General features: G+C 38.7%; 23 protein-coding genes. 17 read left to right on the forward strand and 6 right to left on the reverse strand.

Going from position 1 to position 21,450, the window contains the following annotated elements; translation table 11 throughout:
• Nucleotides 1–618 carry a transcriptional repressor LexA gene (gene lexA, locus ACRPLY_RS07595; RefSeq protein ID WP_013058778.1) on the reverse strand — a complete coding sequence of 206 codons (618 nt, stop codon included), beginning with the start codon at nt 616–618 and terminating at the stop codon, nt 1–3.
• A gap of 146 nt (nt 619–764) precedes the next feature.
• Between lexA and yneA the strand changes: the two genes are divergently transcribed.
• The 8 genes from yneA (at nt 765) to ACRPLY_RS07635 (ending at nt 8,831) form a co-directional block, all read left to right on the forward strand.
• Nucleotides 765–1,094 carry a cell division suppressor protein YneA gene (gene yneA, locus ACRPLY_RS07600; protein WP_028411366.1) on the forward strand — a complete coding sequence of 110 codons (330 nt, stop codon included), beginning with the start codon at nt 765–767 and terminating at the stop codon, nt 1,092–1,094.
• A gap of 53 nt (nt 1,095–1,147) precedes the next feature.
• Nucleotides 1,148–1,816, forward strand: coding sequence for a YneB family resolvase-like protein (locus ACRPLY_RS07605; protein WP_028411365.1), 669 nt, complete (start codon nt 1,148–1,150; stop codon nt 1,814–1,816).
• A gap of 69 nt (nt 1,817–1,885) precedes the next feature.
• Complete coding sequence (locus ACRPLY_RS07610; protein ID WP_013058775.1) at nt 1,886–2,116, forward strand: DUF896 domain-containing protein; 231 nt, start codon at nt 1,886–1,888, stop codon at nt 2,114–2,116.
• A gap of 167 nt (nt 2,117–2,283) precedes the next feature.
• Nucleotides 2,284–4,290, forward strand: coding sequence for a transketolase (gene tkt / locus ACRPLY_RS07615; protein WP_013058774.1), 2,007 nt, complete (start codon nt 2,284–2,286; stop codon nt 4,288–4,290).
• 148 nt (nt 4,291–4,438) lie between these two features.
• Nucleotides 4,439–4,879 (forward strand): sporulation inhibitor of replication protein SirA, encoded by a 441-nt coding sequence (gene sirA / locus ACRPLY_RS07620; protein ID WP_028411364.1) that lies wholly within the window; start codon nt 4,439–4,441, stop codon nt 4,877–4,879.
• Nucleotides 4,880–4,969: 90 nt separating this feature from the next.
• Complete coding sequence (locus tag ACRPLY_RS07625) at nt 4,970–5,182, forward strand: YneF family protein (RefSeq protein WP_013058772.1); 213 nt, start codon at nt 4,970–4,972, stop codon at nt 5,180–5,182.
• 90 nt (nt 5,183–5,272) lie between these two features.
• Nucleotides 5,273–7,036, forward strand: a complete 1,764-nt coding sequence (locus ACRPLY_RS07630; protein WP_028411363.1) for an ABC transporter transmembrane domain-containing protein — start codon at nt 5,273–5,275, stop codon at nt 7,034–7,036.
• Nucleotides 7,026–8,831 carry an ABC transporter ATP-binding protein gene (locus tag ACRPLY_RS07635; protein WP_432231708.1) on the forward strand — a complete coding sequence of 602 codons (1,806 nt, stop codon included), beginning with the start codon at nt 7,026–7,028 and terminating at the stop codon, nt 8,829–8,831. Before ACRPLY_RS07630 ends, ACRPLY_RS07635 begins: the two co-directional genes overlap by 11 nt.
• A 22-nt stretch (nt 8,832–8,853) precedes the next feature.
• Here ACRPLY_RS07635 and ACRPLY_RS07640 read toward each other — a convergent pair whose 3' ends face one another.
• Nucleotides 8,854–9,030, reverse strand: a complete 177-nt coding sequence (locus ACRPLY_RS07640; RefSeq protein ID WP_013084718.1) for an aspartyl-phosphate phosphatase Spo0E family protein — start codon at nt 9,028–9,030, stop codon at nt 8,854–8,856.
• 139 nt (nt 9,031–9,169) lie between these two features.
• Here ACRPLY_RS07640 and ACRPLY_RS07645 point away from each other — a divergent pair, with 139 nt between their 5' ends.
• The 3 genes from ACRPLY_RS07645 (at nt 9,170) to ACRPLY_RS07655 (ending at nt 11,241) form a co-directional block, all read left to right on the forward strand.
• Nucleotides 9,170–9,877: a cytochrome c biogenesis CcdA family protein gene (locus ACRPLY_RS07645; RefSeq protein WP_028411361.1), complete on the forward strand. Its 708-nt coding sequence runs from the start codon at nt 9,170–9,172 to the stop codon at nt 9,875–9,877.
• 210 nt (nt 9,878–10,087) lie between these two features.
• Nucleotides 10,088–10,645, forward strand: coding sequence for a DUF2179 domain-containing protein (locus ACRPLY_RS07650; protein ID WP_013058767.1), 558 nt, complete (start codon nt 10,088–10,090; stop codon nt 10,643–10,645).
• 104 nt (nt 10,646–10,749) lie between these two features.
• Nucleotides 10,750–11,241 carry a CcdC family protein gene (locus ACRPLY_RS07655; protein WP_013084715.1) on the forward strand — a complete coding sequence of 164 codons (492 nt, stop codon included), beginning with the start codon at nt 10,750–10,752 and terminating at the stop codon, nt 11,239–11,241.
• 31 nt (nt 11,242–11,272) lie between these two features.
• Here the strand turns inward: ACRPLY_RS07655 and ACRPLY_RS07660 are convergent, their stop codons facing one another.
• Complete coding sequence (locus ACRPLY_RS07660; protein ID WP_028411360.1) at nt 11,273–11,698, reverse strand: DUF2621 domain-containing protein; 426 nt, start codon at nt 11,696–11,698, stop codon at nt 11,273–11,275.
• Between the two features lie 276 nt (nt 11,699–11,974).
• On the opposite strand from ACRPLY_RS07660, the gene gabT reads away from it, so the two are divergent.
• The 3 genes from gabT to ACRPLY_RS07675 all read left to right on the forward strand — a co-directional run bounded on the left by gabT (nt 11,975) and on the right by ACRPLY_RS07675 (nt 16,305).
• Entirely contained in the window at nt 11,975–13,330 is a 1,356-nt protein-coding gene (gene gabT, locus ACRPLY_RS07665; protein ID WP_028411359.1) for a 4-aminobutyrate--2-oxoglutarate transaminase, read from the forward strand.
• Between the two features lie 148 nt (nt 13,331–13,478).
• Nucleotides 13,479–14,849 carry a sigma-54 interaction domain-containing protein gene (locus tag ACRPLY_RS07670; RefSeq protein ID WP_028411358.1) on the forward strand — a complete coding sequence of 457 codons (1,371 nt, stop codon included), beginning with the start codon at nt 13,479–13,481 and terminating at the stop codon, nt 14,847–14,849.
• 31 nt (nt 14,850–14,880) lie between these two features.
• Complete coding sequence (locus ACRPLY_RS07675; RefSeq protein ID WP_028411357.1) at nt 14,881–16,305, forward strand: NAD-dependent succinate-semialdehyde dehydrogenase; 1,425 nt, start codon at nt 14,881–14,883, stop codon at nt 16,303–16,305.
• A gap of 36 nt (nt 16,306–16,341) precedes the next feature.
• Here the strand turns inward: ACRPLY_RS07675 and ACRPLY_RS07680 are convergent, their stop codons facing one another.
• A complete protein-coding gene (locus ACRPLY_RS07680) occupies nt 16,342–16,584 on the reverse strand; it encodes a hypothetical protein (protein WP_028411356.1) in 243 nt (80 codons plus the stop codon).
• Between the two features lie 124 nt (nt 16,585–16,708).
• Here ACRPLY_RS07680 and ACRPLY_RS07685 point away from each other — a divergent pair, with 124 nt between their 5' ends.
• The gene (locus tag ACRPLY_RS07685; RefSeq protein ID WP_165573659.1) at nt 16,709–16,876 is read left to right on the forward strand and encodes a hypothetical protein; all 168 of its coding nucleotides are present in this window, start codon (nt 16,709–16,711) and stop codon (nt 16,874–16,876) included.
• Nucleotides 16,877–16,983: 107 nt separating this feature from the next.
• A complete protein-coding gene (locus ACRPLY_RS07690) occupies nt 16,984–17,478 on the forward strand; it encodes a metal-dependent hydrolase (protein WP_224357778.1) in 495 nt (164 codons plus the stop codon).
• Between the two features lie 36 nt (nt 17,479–17,514).
• Here the strand turns inward: ACRPLY_RS07690 and ACRPLY_RS07695 are convergent, their stop codons facing one another.
• Both ACRPLY_RS07695 and ACRPLY_RS07700 read right to left on the reverse strand, forming a co-directional pair.
• Nucleotides 17,515–18,720 carry an ATP-binding protein gene (locus tag ACRPLY_RS07695; protein ID WP_028411354.1) on the reverse strand — a complete coding sequence of 402 codons (1,206 nt, stop codon included), beginning with the start codon at nt 18,718–18,720 and terminating at the stop codon, nt 17,515–17,517.
• Between the two features lie 239 nt (nt 18,721–18,959).
• Nucleotides 18,960–20,387: a cryptochrome/photolyase family protein gene (locus tag ACRPLY_RS07700; RefSeq protein WP_310877244.1), complete on the reverse strand. Its 1,428-nt coding sequence runs from the start codon at nt 20,385–20,387 to the stop codon at nt 18,960–18,962.
• Nucleotides 20,388–20,552: 165 nt separating this feature from the next.
• On the opposite strand from ACRPLY_RS07700, the gene ACRPLY_RS07705 reads away from it, so the two are divergent.
• On the forward strand, nt 20,553–21,293 hold the full coding sequence (locus ACRPLY_RS07705) for a hypothetical protein (RefSeq protein WP_310877243.1): 741 nt from the start codon (nt 20,553–20,555) through the stop codon (nt 21,291–21,293).
• The last annotated feature ends 157 nt before the right edge of the window (nt 21,294–21,450 follow it).

The following is a 21,450-nucleotide window of genomic DNA, read 5'->3' on the forward strand; positions in this document are numbered from 1 at the left end:
TTAGTGAATCGTGCGATATACACCAGTGACTTTTCCTAAAATCGTTACGTGGCGAAGAATAATAGGCGCCATCGTTGAATTTTCAGGCTGTAAACGAACGAAATTTTCTTCTTTAAAGAAACGTTTTACCGTTGCTTCGTTGTCCTCGGTCATAGCGACCACAATATCTCCGTTATTAGCAGTTTGCTGCTGACGTACGATTACCATATCGCCATCTAGAATACCTGCTTCAATCATACTTTCTCCCATAATTTCAAGCATAAATACATGATCATCTGGAGAAACGAATTTATCTGGAAGAGGGAAATATTCTTCCACATTTTCAACGGCTGTTATAGGAAGACCCGCTGTTACTTTACCGATAACAGGAACATTAATGACATTGCTTTTAGGGATGTTTACTTCGTCTAGTTGAAGAACTTCGATTGCTCTTGGTTTTGTTGGATCTCTGCGAATTAACCCTTTACTTTCTAAACGAGCTAAATGCCCGTGTACAGTGGAGCTAGAGGCTAATCCCACCGCTTCCCCAATCTCACGAACAGAAGGCGGATAACCTTTTAATTTTACTTCGTGCTTAATAAAATCTAGTATGTCTTGTTGACGTTTTGATAGCTTCATATTTTTCACCTCGATTTTAGCTATTCTTTAGGTGAATTATACCACGTGATGTGTCAATATACAAACATAAGTTCGAAGAATTCCATTGACAGAAACAAATGTTCTCAATAAAATAAGAACATATATTCTGATAGGGGGATCATAATATGCACCAATTCTTACATTCTATGAAACATTACGCTATTTTTTTTGCAGTTATCGCTGCACTTACATATGTATTGACGCTGGTTTTAGGAGCGGATAAAGTAGATTTAGACAAATATTCAACGGTTACTATTACAAAAGGAGATACGCTTTGGGACTTGTCCAACAAGTATCATAATCACCATCATTTGACCACCAATGAATTTGTCAAATGGGTTGAAGACGTCAATGATCTAAACTCAGACACTGCCCAGTCTTTATCTCCTGGAGATAAATTATATATTCCTGTTTTAAAAAAAGAGTTACATAATCAAGTGGCAATTGAACAGTAGTGTGTAACGGCCGTTCCTGAATATTGTTAGAAGCCGAAAAGGTCGTGATAAAAGTGGACGCCATTATTTATTGCCGTGTAAGTACGGATAAAAAAACCCAAGAAACATCTTTACAGCGCCAGCAAGAAGAATTAAAAAAGCTTGCTGATCTTCACCATCTAAACGTAAAAAAAGTCGTAATGGAAAAAGCAAGCGGATATGACGTAGACAGAGAGGGTATATTGGATGTTCTTCATACAATGAAAGAAGAAAAAATATCTGTGCTGCTCATTCAAGACGAAACGCGATTAGGCAGAGGAAATGCCCGAATTGCGCTTCTTCATGCTTTTCATAAAGAAAATGCTACGATCTATACGATTAGTCATCAAGGTCAGCTTCAGCTTTCAGAATCTGATTCGATGGTGTTAGATATTATTAGCTTAGTGGAAGAGCATCAGCGGAAATTACATAACGCTAAAATTAAAAGAGGAATGAAAAGAGCCGTAGAAAACGGTTATCGTCCGCAGCAAAATTTAAAAAATCAAGGAGTTAACTCAGGAAGAGAAAAAAAAGAAGCGCCGATTGAAGAAATTGTCCGCCTTCGTCATAACGGCTTAACCTTTGCTGAAATTTCAGTTACGCTAAAAGGTTTTGGTTATAATATTTCAAAAGCAACGGTACATCGTCGCTATCAAGAGTATCAAGAGAGTGCTCAATCTCTTGATAAAACGAAAGAGATTTAGTAAGATGACTACATGTTGCCGGAACGGTTCGGTAATTTTAATTATTGATTATAAGGAGATAGGTTTTATATGCTATCAAAAGATAAACTTGCTCGTATTAATGCTCTTTCAAAAAAGGCAAAGGCTGAAGGTCTGACAGAATCTGAAGCGAAAGAACAGCAAGAGCTACGTCAGGAATATTTAAAAGTTTTCCGACAATCTATGACAAACCACCTTCATACGATTAAAGTTGTGGACGAGGAAGGTAAAGATGTTACGCCTAAGAAGTTAAAAGAGAGCAAAAAGAAGCGTCTTCACTAAGACGTTCTAGTAAAACTAGAGGGAGAGTTCCCTCTAGTTTTTTGTATATTTTTAATAAGGCACACAAAAACTGTAAAAGTGGAAATTTTTTTGGTTCAAGTATTGTACAAATAAGCAAATCATTAGTATGATAACATATGTACATAGTTTTGAAAGGAATGAAGAGTATGACACAACGTATTGAAGATCTTTCGATTGCAACAATTCGTACTTTATCAATCGATGCGATTGAGAAAGCAAATTCAGGTCACCCAGGTATGCCAATGGGAGCTGCTCCAATGGCATATACATTGTGGACAAAATTTATGAACATCAATCCAAAGAATCCAAACTGGTTCAACCGTGACCGCTTTGTATTATCAGCAGGACACGGATCGGCACTATTATACAGCTTGCTTCATTTAGCTGGATATGACTTATCAATTGAAGACCTTAAAAACTTCCGTCAATGGGGAAGCAAAACACCAGGTCATCCAGAGTTCGGTCATACAGCAGGTGTTGATGCAACAACTGGTCCACTAGGACAAGGTATTGCAATGGCTGTTGGTAAAGCAATGGCAGAACGTCATTTAGCTGAAACATACAACAAAGAAGGTTTAGAAATTGTAGACCACTTTACGTATGGTATTTGTGGTGACGGAGACTTAATGGAAGGTGTATCTGCTGAAGCAGCTTCATTAGCGGCACACTTAAAATTAGGACGCTTAGTTGTTTTATACGATTCAAATGATATTTCTTTAGACGGAGATTTAGATCGCTCGTTCTCTGAGAACGTAGAAGATCGTTTCAAGGCTTACGGATGGCAAGTAATTCGCGTTGAAGACGGCAATGACTTGACAGCGATTGCAAACGCAATTGAAGAAGCAAAAGGCGATTTAACACGCCCAACGCTAATTGAAGTAAAAACAACAATCGGATTTGGTTCTCCAAACCACGCGGGTACTTCTGGCGTGCACGGTTCTCCATTAGGTTCCGATGAAACAAAATTAACAAAAGAAGCTTATGCATGGACATTTGAAGAAGATTTCTATGTGCCAGAAGAAGTGTATGCTCACTTCAAAGCTACAATTGCTGAAGATGGCCAAAAGAAAGAAAACGAATGGAACGATGTATTTGCACAGTATAAAGAAAAATATCCTGAACTAGGTCGTCAATTTGAACTAGCAGTAGAAGGAAAGTTACCGGAAGGCTGGGAAGAAACGCTTCCAGCATACGAAACGGGTTCAAGCTTAGCTAGCCGTGCTTCTTCTGGAGAAGTATTAAACGCAGTAGCACAAGCTGTACCTCAATTCTTCGGCGGTTCAGCTGACTTAGCTGGGTCAAATAAAACAATGATTAAAGGTTCAGAAGACTTCACTGCAGCTGATTACAGCGGACGTAATATTTGGTTCGGTGTACGTGAATTTGCAATGGGAGCTGCATTAAACGGTATGGCTCTACACGGCGGTGTAAAAGTATTCGGAGGAACATTCTTTGTATTCTCTGATTATCTTCGCCCAGCAATTCGCTTAGCAGCTTTAATGAAGCTTCCTGTAACATATGTATTCACACATGACAGTATCGCAGTTGGAGAAGACGGCCCAACACATGAGCCAATTGAACAATTGCCATCACTTCGTGCAATGCCAGGTCTTTCAGTGGTTCGTCCTGCAGATGCAAATGAAACAGCTGCTGCATGGCGCTTAGCATTAGAATCAACTGACCGCCCAACGGCGCTTGTATTGACTCGTCAAAACTTGCCAACGCTTGAAGGTACAAAAGAAAATGCATACGAAGGCGTGTCTAAAGGCGCGTACGTTGTATCTAAAGCTGGTAAAGACCAAGCGGATGCATTAATACTTGCAACAGGCTCTGAAGTAAGCCTAGCAGTAGAAGCACAAAAAGCATTAGCTGCAGAAGGCATTGATGTATCTGTAGTAAGTATGCCTGCATGGGATCGTTTCGAAGAGCAATCTGCTGAGTACAAAGAAAGTGTTATCCCTAAATCAGTGAAAAAACGTTTAGGTATTGAAATGGCTTCTACACTTGGCTGGGAACGCTATGTTGGAGACGAGGGACAAGTTCTTGGTATTAATCACTTCGGTGCATCTGCTCCTGGTGAAACAATCATGAAAGAATTTGGTTTTACAGTTGAAAATGTAGTAGCAAAAGTGAAAAGCTTGCTTAATGCATAATTCTTTTTCACAAGAAAGAGCAGACTCCTATGGTCTGCTCTTTTTTTCGACAAAAAAACAAAGAAATTTTTTCATCGATAGACAAGCATTGCGTACACCATTCGGTATAATGGTACAAAAAAGAACGAGCCGAAAGGGAGGATGAATCGTGAGAACGTATGAAGTATATTTAATGGAGGAAGAAGTTGCATCATCCTATTTTCGAAGAGAAAAGCTCATTTATCAGCTGCTGATTGAATATAAAATGAAACGTCACTTGCAGGAAACGCATTTACAAAAACAAGTTCATTACATTACTCGCCAACTGCCCAATTCATTTATTCAACGAGAATTACTTCAGGCGTTTTCTCATTATCCTCATTTTTTTACTCATCAAGAGACGTTTGTGCTGGAATATCCTCATAAAAAAAGTCGAGCATCTATAAAATTAACGAATCGCTGTATAACAATTGAAGGAGATGGCAATGTTGATGCTGAGACAGCTTTTTTTGAAGTATTACGCAAGCTAGATCCTTGTTTTTTAGCAGTGAATTATGGAACGGATGAATACGGCTGGCTGAGGCCTGTGAAAACAAGAAAATTTGTGTAATTATTTAAGGAAATTGGAACGGAAATATTGTATAATAGCGTATGGTCTAGTACACTGTAAGTTAGACAACATGAAGGAGGAAGTAATACCATGGGAATGTATATTCTAGTTGGTGTTCTAGCATTAATTGTTGGGATAGCGCTAGGATTTTTCATTGCTCGTAAGTATATGATGAGCTATCTGAAGAAAAATCCACCAATTAATGAACAAATGTTAAAAATGATGATGATGCAAATGGGCATGAAACCATCGCAGAAAAAAATTAACCAAATGATGAAAGCAATGAACGGCCAAATTAAATAATGGTTAATTGGACAGACACTCTCTATTCAGAAGGGTGTCTTTTGTTTTATGATAGAGATAAGAAAATGGTTGTGGGGCTAGGGGGATACGATGAAAATTTTTCGAGAGTTATGGTGGTTTTTCAAACAGGAAAAAAAGTCTTACATAACGGGGATAGCGCTGCTCATTATTGTGGCAGCATTAGAACTTCTCCCGCCTAAAATTATTGGTTTAACGGTAGATGGCATTAAAGAAGGGACGCTGAATGGAAAGCGCTTAATGCAGATGGTTGGCATTTTGCTAGGAGCTGCTGTTGTGGCCTATTTCACAAGATACATATGGCGTATTATGATATTTGGTTCATCTGTTAAACTAGCCAAGCAGCTGAGAAATACCCTCTACACTCATTTTACCAGGATGAATCAGGCCTTTTATCAGCGGCGGCGAATTGGGGATATGATGGCCCATGCAACGAATGATATTCAAGCTATTCAACAAACTGCAGGTTCGGGCGTTTTGACGCTCGTGGATTCCATTGTCACAGGAGGGCTTGTTCTATGCACAATGGCCCTAACAATCAGCTGGAAATTAACGCTTATTTGCCTTATTCCTATGCCGCTTATGGCCGTTTTAACAAGTTACTATGGTACATTGCTTCATGCGCGGTTTCATCACGCACAAGCAGCATTTTCTACTTTAAATGATAAGGTTCAAGAAAGCATTAGCGGAATTAAAGTCATTAAGACGTTTGGGGAAGAAGCAGCTGATGTCGAAGAATTTCGTATGAAGTCTGCAGATGTTGTTCAAAAGAACATGAAGGTAGCACGAGTAGATGCATTGTTTGATCCGACCATTTCGATTATTGTAGCACTTTCTTTTTTACTTGCTCTTATTTTTGGCAGCAAGATGGTGATTAGTGAAGAGTTAACACTGGGACAGCTTGTTACCTTTACAACTTATTTGGGCCTTCTTATTTGGCCGATGCTCGCGTTTGGCTGGCTATTTAACATTGTGGAACGAGGAAGAGCATCATATGACAGGGTATTTTCTTTATTAAAAGAAGAAAATTCGATTGAAGAAGCAGCGCATCCTAGTGTTGAACTGCCAACAGGAAATATTGAAGCTGTTATTCATAGGTTTTCGTATGGTAAAGAAGACGAATACACGTTAAACGAAATTTACTTTACACTTTCTCGCGGTCAAACGTTAGGGATTGTCGGAAAGACGGGTGCTGGGAAAACCACGCTTTTAAAGCTGTTGCTTCGTGAATTTGATGTAAGCGACGGAGCTGTTTTATGGGGAGGAAAAGACATTAAAGATTATGCTTTTGATTCACTGTACAAAAGCATTGGATATGTTCCTCAAGATCACTTTTTGTTTTCAACAACAGTCGCTGCTAATATCGCGTTCGGAAAAGAAGACGCAAGCAATCAAGAAATTCAAGAAGCGGCTAAAGTTGCAAATGTACATAAAGACATCCTCGATTTTACAGATGGCTATCAAACAATAGTAGGTGAAAAAGGCGTTTCGTTATCTGGTGGACAAAAACAGCGTATCTCGATTGCAAGAGCTCTTCTATTAGATCCTGAGCTTTTAATTTTAGATGACTCGCTATCAGCGGTAGATGGAAAAACGGAAGCGGGTATTTTACAAGCGTTGAGGCAAAAACGTCAAAATCGAACAACGATTATTACAGCGCATCGGCTGAGCTCGGTTACTCATGCAGACCTGATTCTTGTCCTTGATAAAGGGAAAATTATTCAGCGAGGAACTCATGAGGAACTGCTTAGCGTGAGCGGCTGGTATCAGGATATGTACGATAGACAGCAGCTTGAACGTGCGGTAGAAGAAGGAGAGACGAAAAATGAAAATTGAGCATTCTTCGGTACATAAACGTCTGTTTCACTATACAATTCCGCATAAAAAATCATTTTTTTTAGCGTTCACTCTATTATTAATTGCTACGGCTGCTGATTTATTAGGGCCCATTTTGATTAAAATTTTCATTGACGATTATTTAACTCCTAAGTATTTGCCTCTTCAGCCTCTGGTGTGGCTTGCAAGCAGTTATTTGCTTTTACAGCTTTTAAAAATTGTCGTTCAATACTTTCAGCTTCTGCAGTTTCAGAATATTGCGCTTCAAATTATTCAGCAGATTCGAATTGACGTTTTTTCTCATGTTCATCGTCTGGCGCTTCGCTTTTTTGACAACACGCCAACGGGAAGCCTTGTTTCTCGAATTACAAATGACACGGAAGCTATGAAAGAAATGTTTGTAGAAGTCATCGCGGTTTTTATTCAAAATGGGGTATTTTTGATTGGTATTTTTATAGCGATGTTTATGCTAGATGTGAAGCTGGCTTTTTACTGTTTAGTTCTTCTCCCGTTTATTTGGAGACTTATGAAGCTTTATCAGCATTACAGCGCTATTTACTACGGACAGCTCCGAGAAAAGCTAAGTCAGTTAAATGCCAAGCTTCATGAGTCTTTGCAAGGCATGTCCATTATTCAATTATTTCGTCAAGAAAAGCGGCTTCGCTCGGAATTTGAAGAAATTAATGATGAGCACTACAAAGCGGGCATGCGCAATATTAAGTTAGATGGTTTGCTACTGAGGCCTGCTGTCGAAATTCTTTATATTTTAGCCGTTATTCTTGTGCTCAGTTATTTTGGCATTTCCGTAGCTGACAGTCCTGTTAAAATTGGTGTTCTTTACGCGTTTATCAACTATTTGGATCGTTTTTTTGAGCCCGTTAATGAAATGATGCAGCGTCTTTCTATGTATCAGCAAGCGATGGTATCAGCCTCCCGGGTATTTGATTTGATGGATGAGGAAGAAAAAAATCCAGTGATGACAGGAGAACAAAAGCAGGGGGTACAAAAAGGAACGGTAGAATTCAAAAACGTCACGTTTTCCTATGACGGTGTTCGAGATGTGCTTTCTGATATATCATTTACGGTAAACGAAGGAGAAACAGTGGCTTTAGTAGGCCATACTGGAAGCGGGAAAAGCTCCATCATTAATTTATTAATGCGTTTTTATGAGCAGCAAAAAGGAGACATTTTGATCGATAATAAACCACTGTCGTCCTTTTCAAATAAACAGCTTCGAGATCAGGTAGGGCTGGTGCTGCAAGATGCCTTTTTATTTGCCGATACCGTAAAGCGAAATATTACGCTGCATGAAGACCATTTTTCTGATGAGCAAGTAAAAGCAGCGGCGAAATTTGTGCAAGCTCACGCATTTATCGAAGCTCTTCCTAATAAGTATAATGAAGTGCTAGTGGAAAGAGGTTCAACTTTATCAAGCGGTCAGCGTCAGCTCTTAGCATTTGCAAGAACGGTGATTCGAAACCCTAAAATCCTTATTCTTGATGAAGCAACAGCCCATATCGATACAGAAACGGAAGAAGCGATTCAAGAAGTGTTAAGAGATATGGGAAAAGGCCGCACAACGATTGCGATTGCCCATCGTTTATCAACTATTCAACACGCCGATTGTATTTTAGTATTGCATAAAGGGAAAATCGTCGAAAAAGGAACGCATGCTGAACTGCTAGATAAAGGCGGTTTGTACTATAATATGTATCAGCTTCAGCACAGTGAAAAAGAGGAAAATTTCAATAAAGAAACAGGAGTAAAAGAGATTTATAAAGAATTGATAGAGTGAAGGTGAAAAAAAGAAACAACCTTCATGAAGAGGTTGTTTCTGTTGTTTGAGCAGGGAATTCATTGTAAACGTTTAATAAATGATCTAATTCTTGACTATGTTTAATAGCAGGTGGAGAGTTTAATCCACTTACTCGGACTATGCGGATGAGTTCTTCTCGTTTCTTTTCAATCGCTAATAGAATATCTTTTTTGGCCAATGCTATGTATCCCTTCTAACAAGTCGTTTACCTAATTATACAAGATAATGGTACTATTTGAAAGAAGTGAGATAAGACAATTTGGTTACAAAATGGTAACGAAAAAGAACAAAAAGAACAAAAAAGGGAAGTGGGAAATGTGGGAGATTTAAATTTATTTTTGGCATTTGGCGCAGGCTTTTTATCGTTTATTTCACCCTGCTGTTTGCCTTTGTATCCAGCTTTTTTATCGTACATAACGGGAGTATCAGTCAGCGAGCTAAAGGAAGGCGCTAGGTCACATCAGCGCAAAGCTTTTATTCACACAGCTTTTTTTCTGCTGGGATTTTCTGTTATCTTTATTATGATTGGTTTTGCGACATCCTTTATTGGTCAGTGGTTTTTTAACTATAAGGATTTAATTCGGCAGATTGGCGCTATTCTTATTATTTTCTTTGGTCTAGTTGTACTAGGGATTTTTAAGCCTCGAATTCTTATGCAGGAACATAAAGTTCAATTCGCCAATAAGCCGGCTGGACTCTTAGGTTCTTCTTTTATTGGTATGGCTTTTGCTGCCGGCTGGACTCCTTGCACGGGACCTATTTTAGTATCGGTTATGGCGCTTGCAGCGACAAACCCAGGATCCGGTCTTTTGTACATGATAACGTATTCACTTGGGTTTTCTATTCCGTTCTTTATCATGACATTCTTTATTGGAAAAATGAATTGGTTAAAAAAACATATGAATTCCATGATGAAAGTTGGCGGATACGCAATGATTGGCATGGGGTTTATTTTATATTTTGACTGGATGACAAAAATTATTATTTATACAACGAGCGTATTTGGAGGGTTTACGGGCTTTTAAAAAGGGAAAATGATACAAAAAAGAATCTGGAAGTTGGCAGGTTCTTTTTTGTTTTTTAAAGACCAAACGTTCATTTTAGCTCTTAGGAAATAAGCAAGAATATGACTCGAAAAAATATATAGAAAAATTTATTTTTACTATATCTTCTATAAATACGGAGTGATACAATGAAATCGTCATATTTTTAATTGTTAAAAAGAGGTGTATAAATTGAAAGATATTTTGTTAATCTTGCTTTTGCAACTGATCTATGTACCGATCTTGACGCTGCGCACAATTTTTTTAGTCAAAGGTATGAGTATGTATGCCTCAGTTTTTGGATTTGTTGAAGCGTTAATTTATGTATTTGGCTTATCCCTAGTATTTTCAGGAGATCAAAGCACGCTTGCTATGGTTGTATACGCAGTTGGATTTGGAGTGGGAATTATACTTGGAAGTTATATCGAATCTAGGCTTGCTATCGGATATACAACATTCTTAGTTAACCTTATGACCAAAAATGAAGAGTTAATTAACCGCCTTCGACAGGAAGGTTTTGGTGTTACTGTGTACCAAGGTGAAGGAAGAGACAGTGCACGCTATAGATTAGACATTTTAACAAAAAGAAGTAGAGAAGAAGAGCTATTAGCATTCATTGAAGAATATGAGCCTCGTGCTTTCATTATTTCATACGAGCCTCGTAAATTTAAAGGCGGGTTCTTACTAAAAGCAATGAAAAAGCAAAAACAAAAGCAAAAAGCAAAAGCAGATATTACCTCTACTAAATAAAAACAGAAGAGATCCTCTTCTGTTTTTTTGTTGCACTTTTACTTCTGATGTTTTTTGGATTATAATATAAGTACACACTAAACTATAGTAAAGGAAGGATTTCATTGGTTATTGCTTCAACACTTGTCGCAATTTTTATGGCTTCTTTCATATTAGTTGTTCGAATGAAAGCTGCTGATAAACCAACGAATGCAAAAAAAATTATACTTCCGCCTTTTTTTATGAGTACGGGAGCGTTAATGTTTATCTTTCCAATGTTTCGAGTAACGGGTGCAGAACTGCTTGAGGCGTTAATAGCAGGCATGATTTTCTCAATCCTGTTAATTAAAACGTCTAAATTTGAAATTCGTGACGATCATATTTACTTGAAGCGTTCAAAAGCTTTTGCATTCATTATTATTGGTTTGCTTATTATTCGAATTGCAATGAAAATATATTTAAGTTCTTCAATTGATGTTGGCCAGCTTGGCGGTATGTTCTGGATTTTAGCATTTGGTATGATTGTACCTTGGCGCATTGCGATGTACACATCGTACAAAAAGCTCGAACGAAAGCTGCACAATGATCGGCTTGGAAATACAACGATATTAAATTAAAAAAGGTGGCTACGCAGCCACCTTTTTTGATTTAAAATAAATGCTGATAGGGGACGGCATCTATTTTTTGCTTTTTTAATGTTTTTAATAAAAATTTATGATCACGTTTAGGCGTAGCTAAGATGTATCCACGTACGATTAAGTCTTCTGTTATAGAGGCGGCTTGTTCCTCAAGTGCGAGTTCCCCAATTTTCCCTGCAATTTTTTGTTTGGCCACATCGCGAAATAGTTCAGGTACTGGTTCAACAAGAACGTTTAATAGCTGCTTTTGATCCGCTGACCAAAGGTGAATGGTTTTGGAAAGATAGTGATCTTGCCAATCAAGTTCAGACATGCCGTCTTCTTTTGGTAAGCGCTTTAAAAATTTTCTGAACATAAAAAATCCGCCGATAGCAAACATGCTCATTAAAAAGACAACCCAAAATAAAATAACCCATAAAAACCAGCCCTCTAGCATATTTTTCACTCCTTTATAAAGAGATTAATCATAACATTACTATATTTATACATTTATTATAAAAGCCTTGTTCCTTTTATGGCAATATAAAATTCCTGCACTTTATGTGAAAAGAGAGTCATTTTTGACTTGTTGATAAGTTTATATTGACTTATCGATAAGTGAATTATCGTTAGAATTATCTAAAAATGCTTATTTTTCAGCCTTTTAAAAGTTGGCACGTTTTTTGCATATAAACTAATTGAAGAATTATTTAATATGAGAGGAAGATAAAAAATGAGTCAAACTTTTAGCAAAGTAGCAACAAATTTACCGGGAGAAAATGCAAAGCAATTATTAGATAGAAGACACCGTGCCATTCCGAAAGGTGTAAGTTATGGCATTCCGACATTTGCTGATACGGCTGAAGGGGCGATCGTTAAAGATGTCGATGGCAATACGTTTATTGATTTCGTAGGGGCAATTGGCACAATCAATGTAGGTCATAGTCATCCAAAAGTGAAAGAAGCGCTTCACAAGCAAGTAGACCGTTTTATTCACACAGGATTTAATGTCATGATGTATGAGTCATATGTAGAGCTTGCAGAAAGACTAGCAGCAATTGCTCCTGGTGAATTTGACAAGAAAGTATTACTTTTAAATAGCGGAGCAGAAGCTGTAGAAAATGCAGTGAAAATTGCTCGTAAATATACAAAGCGTCAAGGAATTATTTCATTTAACCGCGGTTTCCATGGCCGTACATTAATGACAATGACAATGACAAGTAAAGTAAAGCCATATAAATATGAATTTGGACCGTTTGCTCCTGAAGTATACAAAGCTCCATATCCTTATGAGTATCGCCGCCCACAAGGATTATCAGTTGAAGCATACGAAGAGTTTATGATCACTGAATTCAAAAACTTCTTAAATACAGAAGTAGCACCAGAAACGATTGCAGCTGTTGTAATGGAGCCAATTCAAGGCGAAGGTGGTTTCATTGTTCCAGGTAAACGTTTTGTGCAAGAAGTGTATCAATTATGTAAAGAGCACGGAATTTTATTTGTATCAGATGAAATTCAAGCTGGTTTTGCACGTACGGGCCGCTACTTCGGTATTGAACACTTTGACGTTGCACCAGATTTAATTACAGTATCTAAATCACTAGGAGCTGGTGTACCGATTAGTGGTGTCATCGGCCGCGCTGAAATCATGGATGAATCTAATCCTGGTGAGCTTGGCGGAACGTACTGCGGAAGCCCTCTTGGATGTGAAGCGGCTTTAGCTGTACTTGATATCATTGAAGAAGAAAAGCTAAATGAACGCGGTGAGTACCTTGGAAAAGTGGTAACATCACGATTTGAAAAATTAGCAGAAAAATATGACTGTATCGGTGATATCCGCGGATTAGGAGCTATGTCTGCTATCGAGCTTGTGAAAGACCGCGAAACAAAAGAAGCGGATAAAGAGCTTACACAGCGCATCGTAAAAGAAGCAAACAAACGTGGATTATTACTGCTTAGCGCGGGAGTATTCGGAAACGTTCTTCGTATCTTAATGCCGATTGTTATTACAGATGAGCAGCTAGAAGAAGGCTTAGCTATTTTTGAAGCAGCACTAGAAGCAAGCGTGCAGCAAACGGTTGAAGTATAAGAGAAATTGAGGCATGAGTGAAGAGAGAACTCTTCACTCATTCTTCATGAATCACAAAGAATGGATATGTTTGGACACTCTATTTATAGATTTTTCATTTTCTGATAAAATAAAATAATAATTATTTTTTGACGAAAAGGTGATTCAAATGACCATTCATAAAAAGCAGATTCAGCAAATTAACGACGAACTTTACGATATATTTGAGTCATCATTTGATGAAATCTTTGTAACTGATGCAAATGGGTATGTATTAGTTGTAAATTCAGAGTGTGAAAAAAATTATGCTTTGAAAGTGGAAGATTTTATTGGAAAGCACGTAAAAGAACTTCAGGAAATGGGCATCTTTTATCCTTCGGCCACGTTAAAGGTGATTGAATCTAATCAAGCAATTGAATTGGTTCAAAAAACAAACTCAGGCCGATATCTTCATGTGCGGACTAGGCCAGTATTTACTAATGATGGGCAATTGAAAAGTGTTATTAGCTATTCTCGAGATCTCACAGACTTAATGGAATTAAAACGAAAAGTAGAAGAGATGGAAGAACAGCTTGAAAACTATAAAAAAGAGTTAAACGAATCCGTAGATTTAGAAGGAATCGTAACAAAAAGCGAAGCGATGAAAAAAGTTTTTTCAACCATTCAACGAGTTGCTTCTGTAAATACAACCGTTCTCTTACTTGGAGAAACAGGGGTAGGAAAAAGCAGAGTAGCAAAACTGCTTCATCAGCTTAGTACAAGAAAACAGCAGCCGTATCATGAGCTTAATTGTGCAGCGCTTCCTGAACAGCTTATTGAGTCAGAGCTATTTGGCTATGAAGGCGGTACGTTCACTGGAGCATTTCGCGAAGGGAAAAAAGGGATCATTGAGCTTTCGAACGAAGGCACGCTTTTTCTAGATGAGATTGGTGAACTTTCTCTTTCAGCACAAAGTAAGTTGCTCCATGTACTGCAAGACCGTACAATTCGTCCCGTGGGCTCAACAAGAGCAGTATCAATAGACGTACGAATTATTGCTGCTACGAATCAAAATCTGGAGCAAATGGTCGAAGAAGGAAAGTTTAGACGTGATTTGTACTATCGACTTAACGTGGTGCCAATTACGATCCCACCTTTACGAGAGCGAAAAGAAGATATTCTGCCTCTTGTCTATCAGTTTCTTCATCATTTTAATACGGTATACGAACGTAATGTACGCTTATCACCAAAGGCATTAGATGCATTTTTAGGGCAGGAATGGAAAGGAAACGTTCGTGAAGTGGAAAATATCATTGAGCGTCTGGTTGTTACAGGAGAAGAAATGATTACGCTTAAAGACTTGCCATTTGCAAAAGAGTTTGCTATCGATCCACCTGTGCATACGCTTCCTGAAATGATTGAACATGTGGAAAAAGAAATGGTCATCAAGGCGTTTGAACAGCATAGGTCATCTTACAAAGTAGCCGAACAGCTTGGTATTAGTCAATCACAAGCGAGCCGTAAAATTCGAAAATATGTGTCGGACAGTACCGAACAGTGAGTAGATAAATTTAAGCAGGGAGTGAAGAAATATGAAGCAAGCAAACTTATATATTAACGGAGAATTTGTTTCAGCAAATGATACATACGAAGTGGTAAATCCAGCAACAAATGAAGTAGTAGCTACCGTTGCAAAAGGCGGAGAAAAAGAAGCAAAGCTAGCAGCAGATGCTGCCTATGAAGCGTTTCAAACATGGTCTAAAAAAACAGCAGAAGAGCGCGGTAAATTATTATTTAAATGGCATCAGCTGATCGAAGAACACACCGATGAACTTGCTGAAATCATGACAGTCGAGCAAGGTAAGCCTCTTAAAGAAGCAAAAGGTGAAATTGGCTATGCCAACGGATTCGTTTCATGGTACGCAGAAGAAGGAAAACGCATTTACGGAGAAACAATTCCAGCTTCTTCTCCTAATAAACGATTATTTGCTCATAAGCAGCCTGTGGGAGTTATGGCAGCTATTACACCTTGGAACTTCCCAGCAGCTATGATTACGCGTAAAGTAGCGCCAGCTTTAGCAGCTGGATGTACAGCGGTTATTAAACCGGCAGAACAAACGCCACTAACGGCTCTTCGTCTAGCAGAGCTGGCGCAGGAAGCAGGTATTCCAAAAGGGGTAATGAATGTAGTTACAGGAGATGCAAAAGCAATTGGAGAAGCGTGGCTGCAAGATGGACGCGTACGCAAACTATCGTTTACGGGCTCTACAGAAGTAGGTAAACTATTAATGCGCGGAGCAGCTGATACGGTTAAAAAAGTGTCTTTAGAATTAGGAGGACACGCTCCGTTTATCGTAACAGCAAATGCTGATTTAGATAAAGCAGTAACAAATGCAATTGCTTCTAAATTCCGTAACGCTGGTCAAACATGCGTATGTACAAACCGCATCTACGTGCACGAGTCTATTGCTAAACCGTTCGCAGAGCAGTTTGCAGCAGCTGTTAGTCAGCTGAAAGTCGGAAACGGCTTAGAAGAAGGTACGGATATCGGACCTTTAATCGATGAAAAAGCGTTAGAAAAAGTAAAGCGCCACTTAGATGATGTTGTAGCAAAGGGTGGAAACGTCTTGACTGGAGGGGCTGTACGCGAAGAGGGAAGCGGACTTTTTGTTGAGCCTACGGTTGTAGATGGTGCAACGGATGACATGCTTTGTATGTACGAAGAAACATTCGGACCAATTGCTCCAATTGCAACGTATCAAACAGAAGAAGAAGTTATTCGCCGTGCAAATAACTCGCCTTACGGATTAGCAGCTTATGTGTTCACTGAAAATATTTCAGAAGCTATTCGTATTGCTGAAGCTTTAGAATATGGTATTGTAGGGCTAAATGATGGACTACCTTCTACACCACAAGCGCCGTTTGGCGGCTTTAAAGAAAGTGGACTTGGACGTGAAGGCGGACATTACGGAATTGAAGAATATTTAGAAGTAAAATATATTTCTTTAGGCTTTTAATAAAAAGTGATTTCGCTTTCCTGCGAAATCACTTTTTTAGTAATAGTACACGTGGGGAATTTGTGCATGGATTGATTGGAAATTCATGAATAAAAAACAAAACTCCTCAAGAGTACAGCATGCAAGGTCTTCGCAATCGTGAGAATTAAAAAAATCTTCTAGTATAGTTGGTTCGGCGTCTTTAAATAACCAGTGGTGTTCAACATCTTCAAATTTGCCTCGATAAACCTCGCTCAGTCCATAAAAGTCAAATATATCTTCCAACTGCTTTTGGTGCATAGCCATCCCTCCTCTTCTTAGTATAAGAAAAAGAAAGAGATATTAAACAAGCCGTCATACTACTTTGTTTTTTTTGAAAAAATCTCGTATAGTTAATAGTAATGACAAGCAAAGGAGTTTCGGCATGTTTACATATATCACGTTATTTGGTTTTCTTGGATTCGCTGTGTATTCGAGTACGTGGATTTATTCCATTGTCAAAAAAGATGGAAGAGCAAAGAAAAATGGAAAGGGTACTCTTATTAGTTTTCTTGTGATGCTTATCGGGTTAGTCGGTATGCAGTTTACATAACTATAGATTATTTTGACATTTTTACCACCTTCACTTATAGTTAACGTTGGGCGAACATATGTATGATTTTGGTTACGGTGCTTGCCTTAAGTTGAAAAAGAAAGAAGGTGGCATATTTGAGATATCACACACATATTGCAACATCGATTGCTGCCGGTGCCGGTGTGGCTATAACAGGAGAAGCTTCGTTTACATTTCCTTATGTTGTAGGCATTGCGATTGGAGCGCTGCTTCCTGATATAGATGAACCAAATTCATATATTGGTAGAAGATCTCTTGGTCTCGCAAAAGTCATTAAATCTATTTTTGGACACCGAGGTATCACGCATTCTATTCTTGCAAGTGGACTTATTTTTTATTTACATACGATGTATAACAACGATTTTACATTAGGGATAGCCTATGGGTACGCTTTTCATATTCTTGGAGATTTCTTTTCTAAACGAGGGGTACCTTTTTTCTCTCCTCTTAGCAAGAAGAAGTTTAAGCCTCCTTTAACATATGAAACAGGTGGTGGAGCAGAGACTCTCATCTTTTACCTGGCAGTGATAGGAAGTTTCTATATGCTTTATAAGTATCAGCTGTACACCCAGCTGTTTTAAAGAAAGAAGCCATCTGAGTAAATTAGATGGCTTCTTTTACACTTCTACCACATAAAGTTCAGGCGTTTTCATAGGCAGGGTAATGGTAATGCTTGTGCCGTCATTTTCTTCACTTGATACGTGGAAAAAGCCATTATGCTCGTTAATAATTTTGTTGCAAATGGTTAGTCCCAGGCCTATTCCTCGTTCTTTTGTTGTATAAAAAGGCTCTCCTATATGAGGGATACGCTTTGAGTCAATTCCACATCCGCTATCTTTTATCACAATGCATAGCGTTTCTCTAGCTGATTTTTCAATCGATACAGCCAGCTTGCCGCCGCTTTCCATAGAATCAATGGCATTTTGTATAATATGAATAAATACTTGGGTTAGCTGTGTTTTTTGCCCACTAATGAGCAGGGGATATTCTTTTGGATAATGGCGAATGATGTGGATGTCTTTGACTTCGGTAACCGGTTCAAATTGCTTTAATACCTCATCTAGCAAGTCTGTCATAATAAGGCTTTCTGTATATGCGTACTCTCGTTTAGCTAAACTCATAAATTCTGCGATAATATGTTCAATTTGTGAGAGCTCGTGCTGAATGAGATCTCGATAAATCATTGTTTTTTTCGGCTGCTGTGTCTCACTGAACAGTTGTATAAACCCTTTAATGGTTGTCAAAGGATTTCTAACCTCGTGTGCGATACTTGCAGCAAGGTGACCAATGACAGAGAGTTTTTCTGAATTCTGGATCTTTTTCTCTGCTTGTCTTTTCTCTGTTACGTCTCGTGAGATAAATACAAACCCTTCGATTTCTCCAGTAGCTGTGATAATTGGAGCGCCTTTACATTCTAATAAAACGATGGTGCCATTCACGTGAAACTTCCGGTATTCAAATGTGGAGGCATCTTTTGTTTTGCTCATGTTAGCTAAAATAGTCGAGATTAGGTGCTTGTCTTCAGGATACGCATTGATAAGCACATGTTGTCCAATAAGTTCATCAGGATAAACCCCTAATGTTTTAGCGTAAGAAGGAGAAGCGTATTCATAAATGCCATCTTCAGTAATAGCACATACTAAATCATGCGTATGAGATAAAATAGCTTGATGCTTTGGTTCATTGTCATCCGCAATGATTCGATCTTTTAATGGATAAAAAAGCTGATCTTCTTGGTTAGTGAAGGTGTGCCGAACTTGAGTGCCGCACATTCTGCAAAAATTATAATCTTCCTTATAGTTACAAGAAGGACAAACGGGCATCGAATCACTCCAATCAGATCTATGCAGTGAGAGAGTTCTCAAGCACATATAATCATTATTATATATTCAAATTATAGGAAAAAATATGAAAAATCAAATGTGCTATAGAGAGGGGAATTGGGCTTGAAAACCCTATAAAGGGATTTCAAATACATGTTTTTAGTTGCAAATAGATGTAAAATGGGAATTTTTACACATTTAAAAAATTAAGACATCAAATAAGAGGTGAATAATACCTCTTATTTGATGTCTTGATAATGCTCTAGCGCACGCTCTCTAGCTGCTTTATGATCGACAATTGGAGTGGGATATGTTTTATCAAGCGTAACGTTTGCTTTTTCTAATACGTCTGCTGGAGCCTCCCAAGGTTTATGAATGTAGGGGGAAGGCAGATCTCTAAGCTCTGGAAGCCACTTTTTAATATATTCTCCTTCTTTATCAAATTTTTCTGATTGAGCAGTTGGATTAAAGATACGAAAATATGGCGCGGCGTCTGCTCCCGAGCCTGCAACCCACTGCCAGCCCATTGTGTTGTTAGCTAAATCTGCGTCTACTAAGGTATCAAAAAACCAATTCGCTCCGTGTTTCCAATGAATTAAAAGGTGCTTTACTAAAAAGGAAGCAGCTACCATTCGAACTCGATTGTGCATAAACCCTGTTTCCCACAGCTCCCGCATTCCGGCATCGACAAGGGGATAGCCGGTTTTTCCATTTTTCCAAGCTTGAAGCTCTTCATTGCCGTCCGCCCACTGAAATTGCTTGAATTTTTCATTCAGCGGTTCACTTGTAGTGTGTGGGAAATGATAAAGCAGCTGATAAGCAAAATCTCTCCATACAAGTTGACGAATAAACATTTCAGCTTGATGGTCAAAGGCATCAGAGCTTACTTTTTCTGCTTTAGTTCTCAAATAATGATAAAGGACTCGAACTGAGAGCTGTCCTGTAGAAAAATAAGGAGATAGAAATGAATTTAATGCTTCAGCGGGAAAATCTCGTCCTTTTTCATAGTGAAGCAACTTCTTCTTTAAAAACGTTTTAAAGGCATTAACAGCGCCTTTTTCCGTAGGTTCCCACGTCGACTTAATCGTTTCGTCCCAGGGGATGCTTGGAAGTAAATCGAGATCTGAGACCGAAAGAGATTCAATTGGTTTAGAGAAGGCCTGTGTGGAAGTAACTTTTTTTACAGTAGAAGATACGGCATGTTTTTGAGAAGCTTTATAGTAAGCTGTAAATACTTTATAAGGATCTCCATTTTCTTTTTTGATTTTCCAAGGTTCATGAAGGAGAAATCCCTCAAATGTGCGAATATTTATTTGTTGCTCTGAAAAAAAAGCTTGAAGCTCTTTATCTCTTTTTAGCGCATGTGGTTCATAGCGTCTGTTCCAATAAATATCTTGCGCATTCGTTTCATGGATTAACTTTTGCAACACATCTTTAGGGTTTCCCTTTTTTATAATCAGCGTTCCTTCTATTTTTTCGATCGAAGTTTTGAAGTCATTTAGCGCATGGTGAAGCCACCATTTACTTGCACTTCCCATTGAGCTTTCTTCATCGTCATCATGAATATAAACAGGTACAACCATTCCTTCTTTCGCTGCGTGAAATAGAGCTGGGTTATCTACTAACCGAAAATCTTTTCGAATCCATACGATAATGGTTTTCTTCATCATGTGCCACCTTTCTATTTGCAATTTGCCTCGATTATAGCTTTTTTCTTATACGTTCTACAATTTTGAATGTGTAGAAAGCCTATTTTCGTATGGACGAATTTCAGATTGATTGTAAAAAGAATAACGTAAACAGAGTAAGAGAATGGGAAGGAGCCCTTAAAAATGAGAAATTCGTATGGAATGAAACAAACCGGACAACCGATATCCAATCCATATATGCAAGCAGCACCTAAACCTGCTAAAATGCCGCCAATGCCTTCTGCAAAGGAAATGCAGGCAATGCCGATACAAGAAGGCACAAGTCAAATGCCGATGCACGGAGAAATGCCGCCGATGAAAGACGGAATGCCGCCGATGCATGGCGGAATGAGTCAAATGCCAACTATGCAAAAAGACATGAATCAAATGCCAATGTACGGAGAACTATCGCCAATGCATGGAGGGATGGATCAAATGCCGATGAAAGACGGAATGCCGCCAATGCATGGAGGGATGGGTCAAATGCCGATGCAGGGTGGAATGCCGCCAATGCACGGAGGGATGGGTCAAATGCCGATGCAGGGTGGAATGCCGCCAATGCACGAAGGAATGTGCCAAATGCCGATGCAAGGTGGAATGCCGCCAATGCACGGAGGAATGGGCCAAATGCCGATGCAAGGTGGAATGCCGCCAATGCACGGAGGAATGGGTCAAATGCCGATGCAAGGTGGAATGCCGCCAATGCACGGAGGAATGGGTCAAATGCCGATGCAAGGTGGAATGCCACCAATGCACGGAGGAATGGGTCAAATGCCAATGCATGATTGCGGATGCCGCGATTTCTCAGCACCCGTTGGTCATCAGCAGCCTCATTCTTTAAATGAGTGGATGTTCATGCAACAAACAAATCCACGCTCTTTTTAATAAATCCTTTACCCTAGATAAAAGGGATGTATTTTTGGATCTTTAGTATAAATATAGAATTTTATTAATTGAAACGTCATGAGAAAAAGAATAGTTCTTACTCTTTTTCCATGACATTCAATTTTTTGCAAATATTAATCACATCTTTTGGGTGTTT

The organism is Priestia sp. TGN 0903, from assembly GCF_050846855.1.
Lineage (GTDB): Bacteria > Bacillota > Bacilli > Bacillales > Bacillaceae_H > Priestia > Priestia zanthoxyli.

What these genes read in the sequence shown, in the direction of transcription:
- ACRPLY_RS07675 (WP_028411357.1), top strand. Translation starts at nt 14,881, where the DNA reads ATGAAGCAAGCAAACTTATATATTAACGGAGAATTTGTTTCAGCAAAT.
- ACRPLY_RS07695 (WP_028411354.1), bottom strand. Translation starts at nt 18,720, where the DNA reads ATGCCCGTTTGTCCTTCTTGTAACTATAAGGAAGATTATAATTTTTGC.
- tkt (WP_013058774.1), top strand. Translation starts at nt 2,284, where the DNA reads ATGACACAACGTATTGAAGATCTTTCGATTGCAACAATTCGTACTTTA.
- lexA (WP_013058778.1), bottom strand. Translation starts at nt 618, where the DNA reads ATGAAGCTATCAAAACGTCAACAAGACATACTAGATTTTATTAAGCAC.
- ACRPLY_RS07610 (WP_013058775.1), top strand. Translation starts at nt 1,886, where the DNA reads ATGCTATCAAAAGATAAACTTGCTCGTATTAATGCTCTTTCAAAAAAG.
- ACRPLY_RS07680 (WP_028411356.1), bottom strand. Translation starts at nt 16,584, where the DNA reads ATGCACCAAAAGCAGTTGGAAGATATATTTGACTTTTATGGACTGAGC.
- ACRPLY_RS07685 (WP_165573659.1), top strand. Translation starts at nt 16,709, where the DNA reads ATGTTTACATATATCACGTTATTTGGTTTTCTTGGATTCGCTGTGTAT.
- ACRPLY_RS07700 (WP_310877244.1), bottom strand. Translation starts at nt 20,387, where the DNA reads ATGAAGAAAACCATTATCGTATGGATTCGAAAAGATTTTCGGTTAGTA.
- ACRPLY_RS07635 (WP_432231708.1), top strand. Translation starts at nt 7,026, where the DNA reads ATGAAAATTGAGCATTCTTCGGTACATAAACGTCTGTTTCACTATACA.
- ACRPLY_RS07670 (WP_028411358.1), top strand. Translation starts at nt 13,479, where the DNA reads ATGACCATTCATAAAAAGCAGATTCAGCAAATTAACGACGAACTTTAC.
- yneA (WP_028411366.1), top strand. Translation starts at nt 765, where the DNA reads ATGCACCAATTCTTACATTCTATGAAACATTACGCTATTTTTTTTGCA.
- ACRPLY_RS07705 (WP_310877243.1), top strand. Translation starts at nt 20,553, where the DNA reads ATGAGAAATTCGTATGGAATGAAACAAACCGGACAACCGATATCCAAT.
- gabT (WP_028411359.1), top strand. Translation starts at nt 11,975, where the DNA reads ATGAGTCAAACTTTTAGCAAAGTAGCAACAAATTTACCGGGAGAAAAT.
- ACRPLY_RS07625 (WP_013058772.1), top strand. Translation starts at nt 4,970, where the DNA reads ATGGGAATGTATATTCTAGTTGGTGTTCTAGCATTAATTGTTGGGATA.
- ACRPLY_RS07660 (WP_028411360.1), bottom strand. Translation starts at nt 11,698, where the DNA reads ATGCTAGAGGGCTGGTTTTTATGGGTTATTTTATTTTGGGTTGTCTTT.
- ACRPLY_RS07630 (WP_028411363.1), top strand. Translation starts at nt 5,273, where the DNA reads ATGAAAATTTTTCGAGAGTTATGGTGGTTTTTCAAACAGGAAAAAAAG.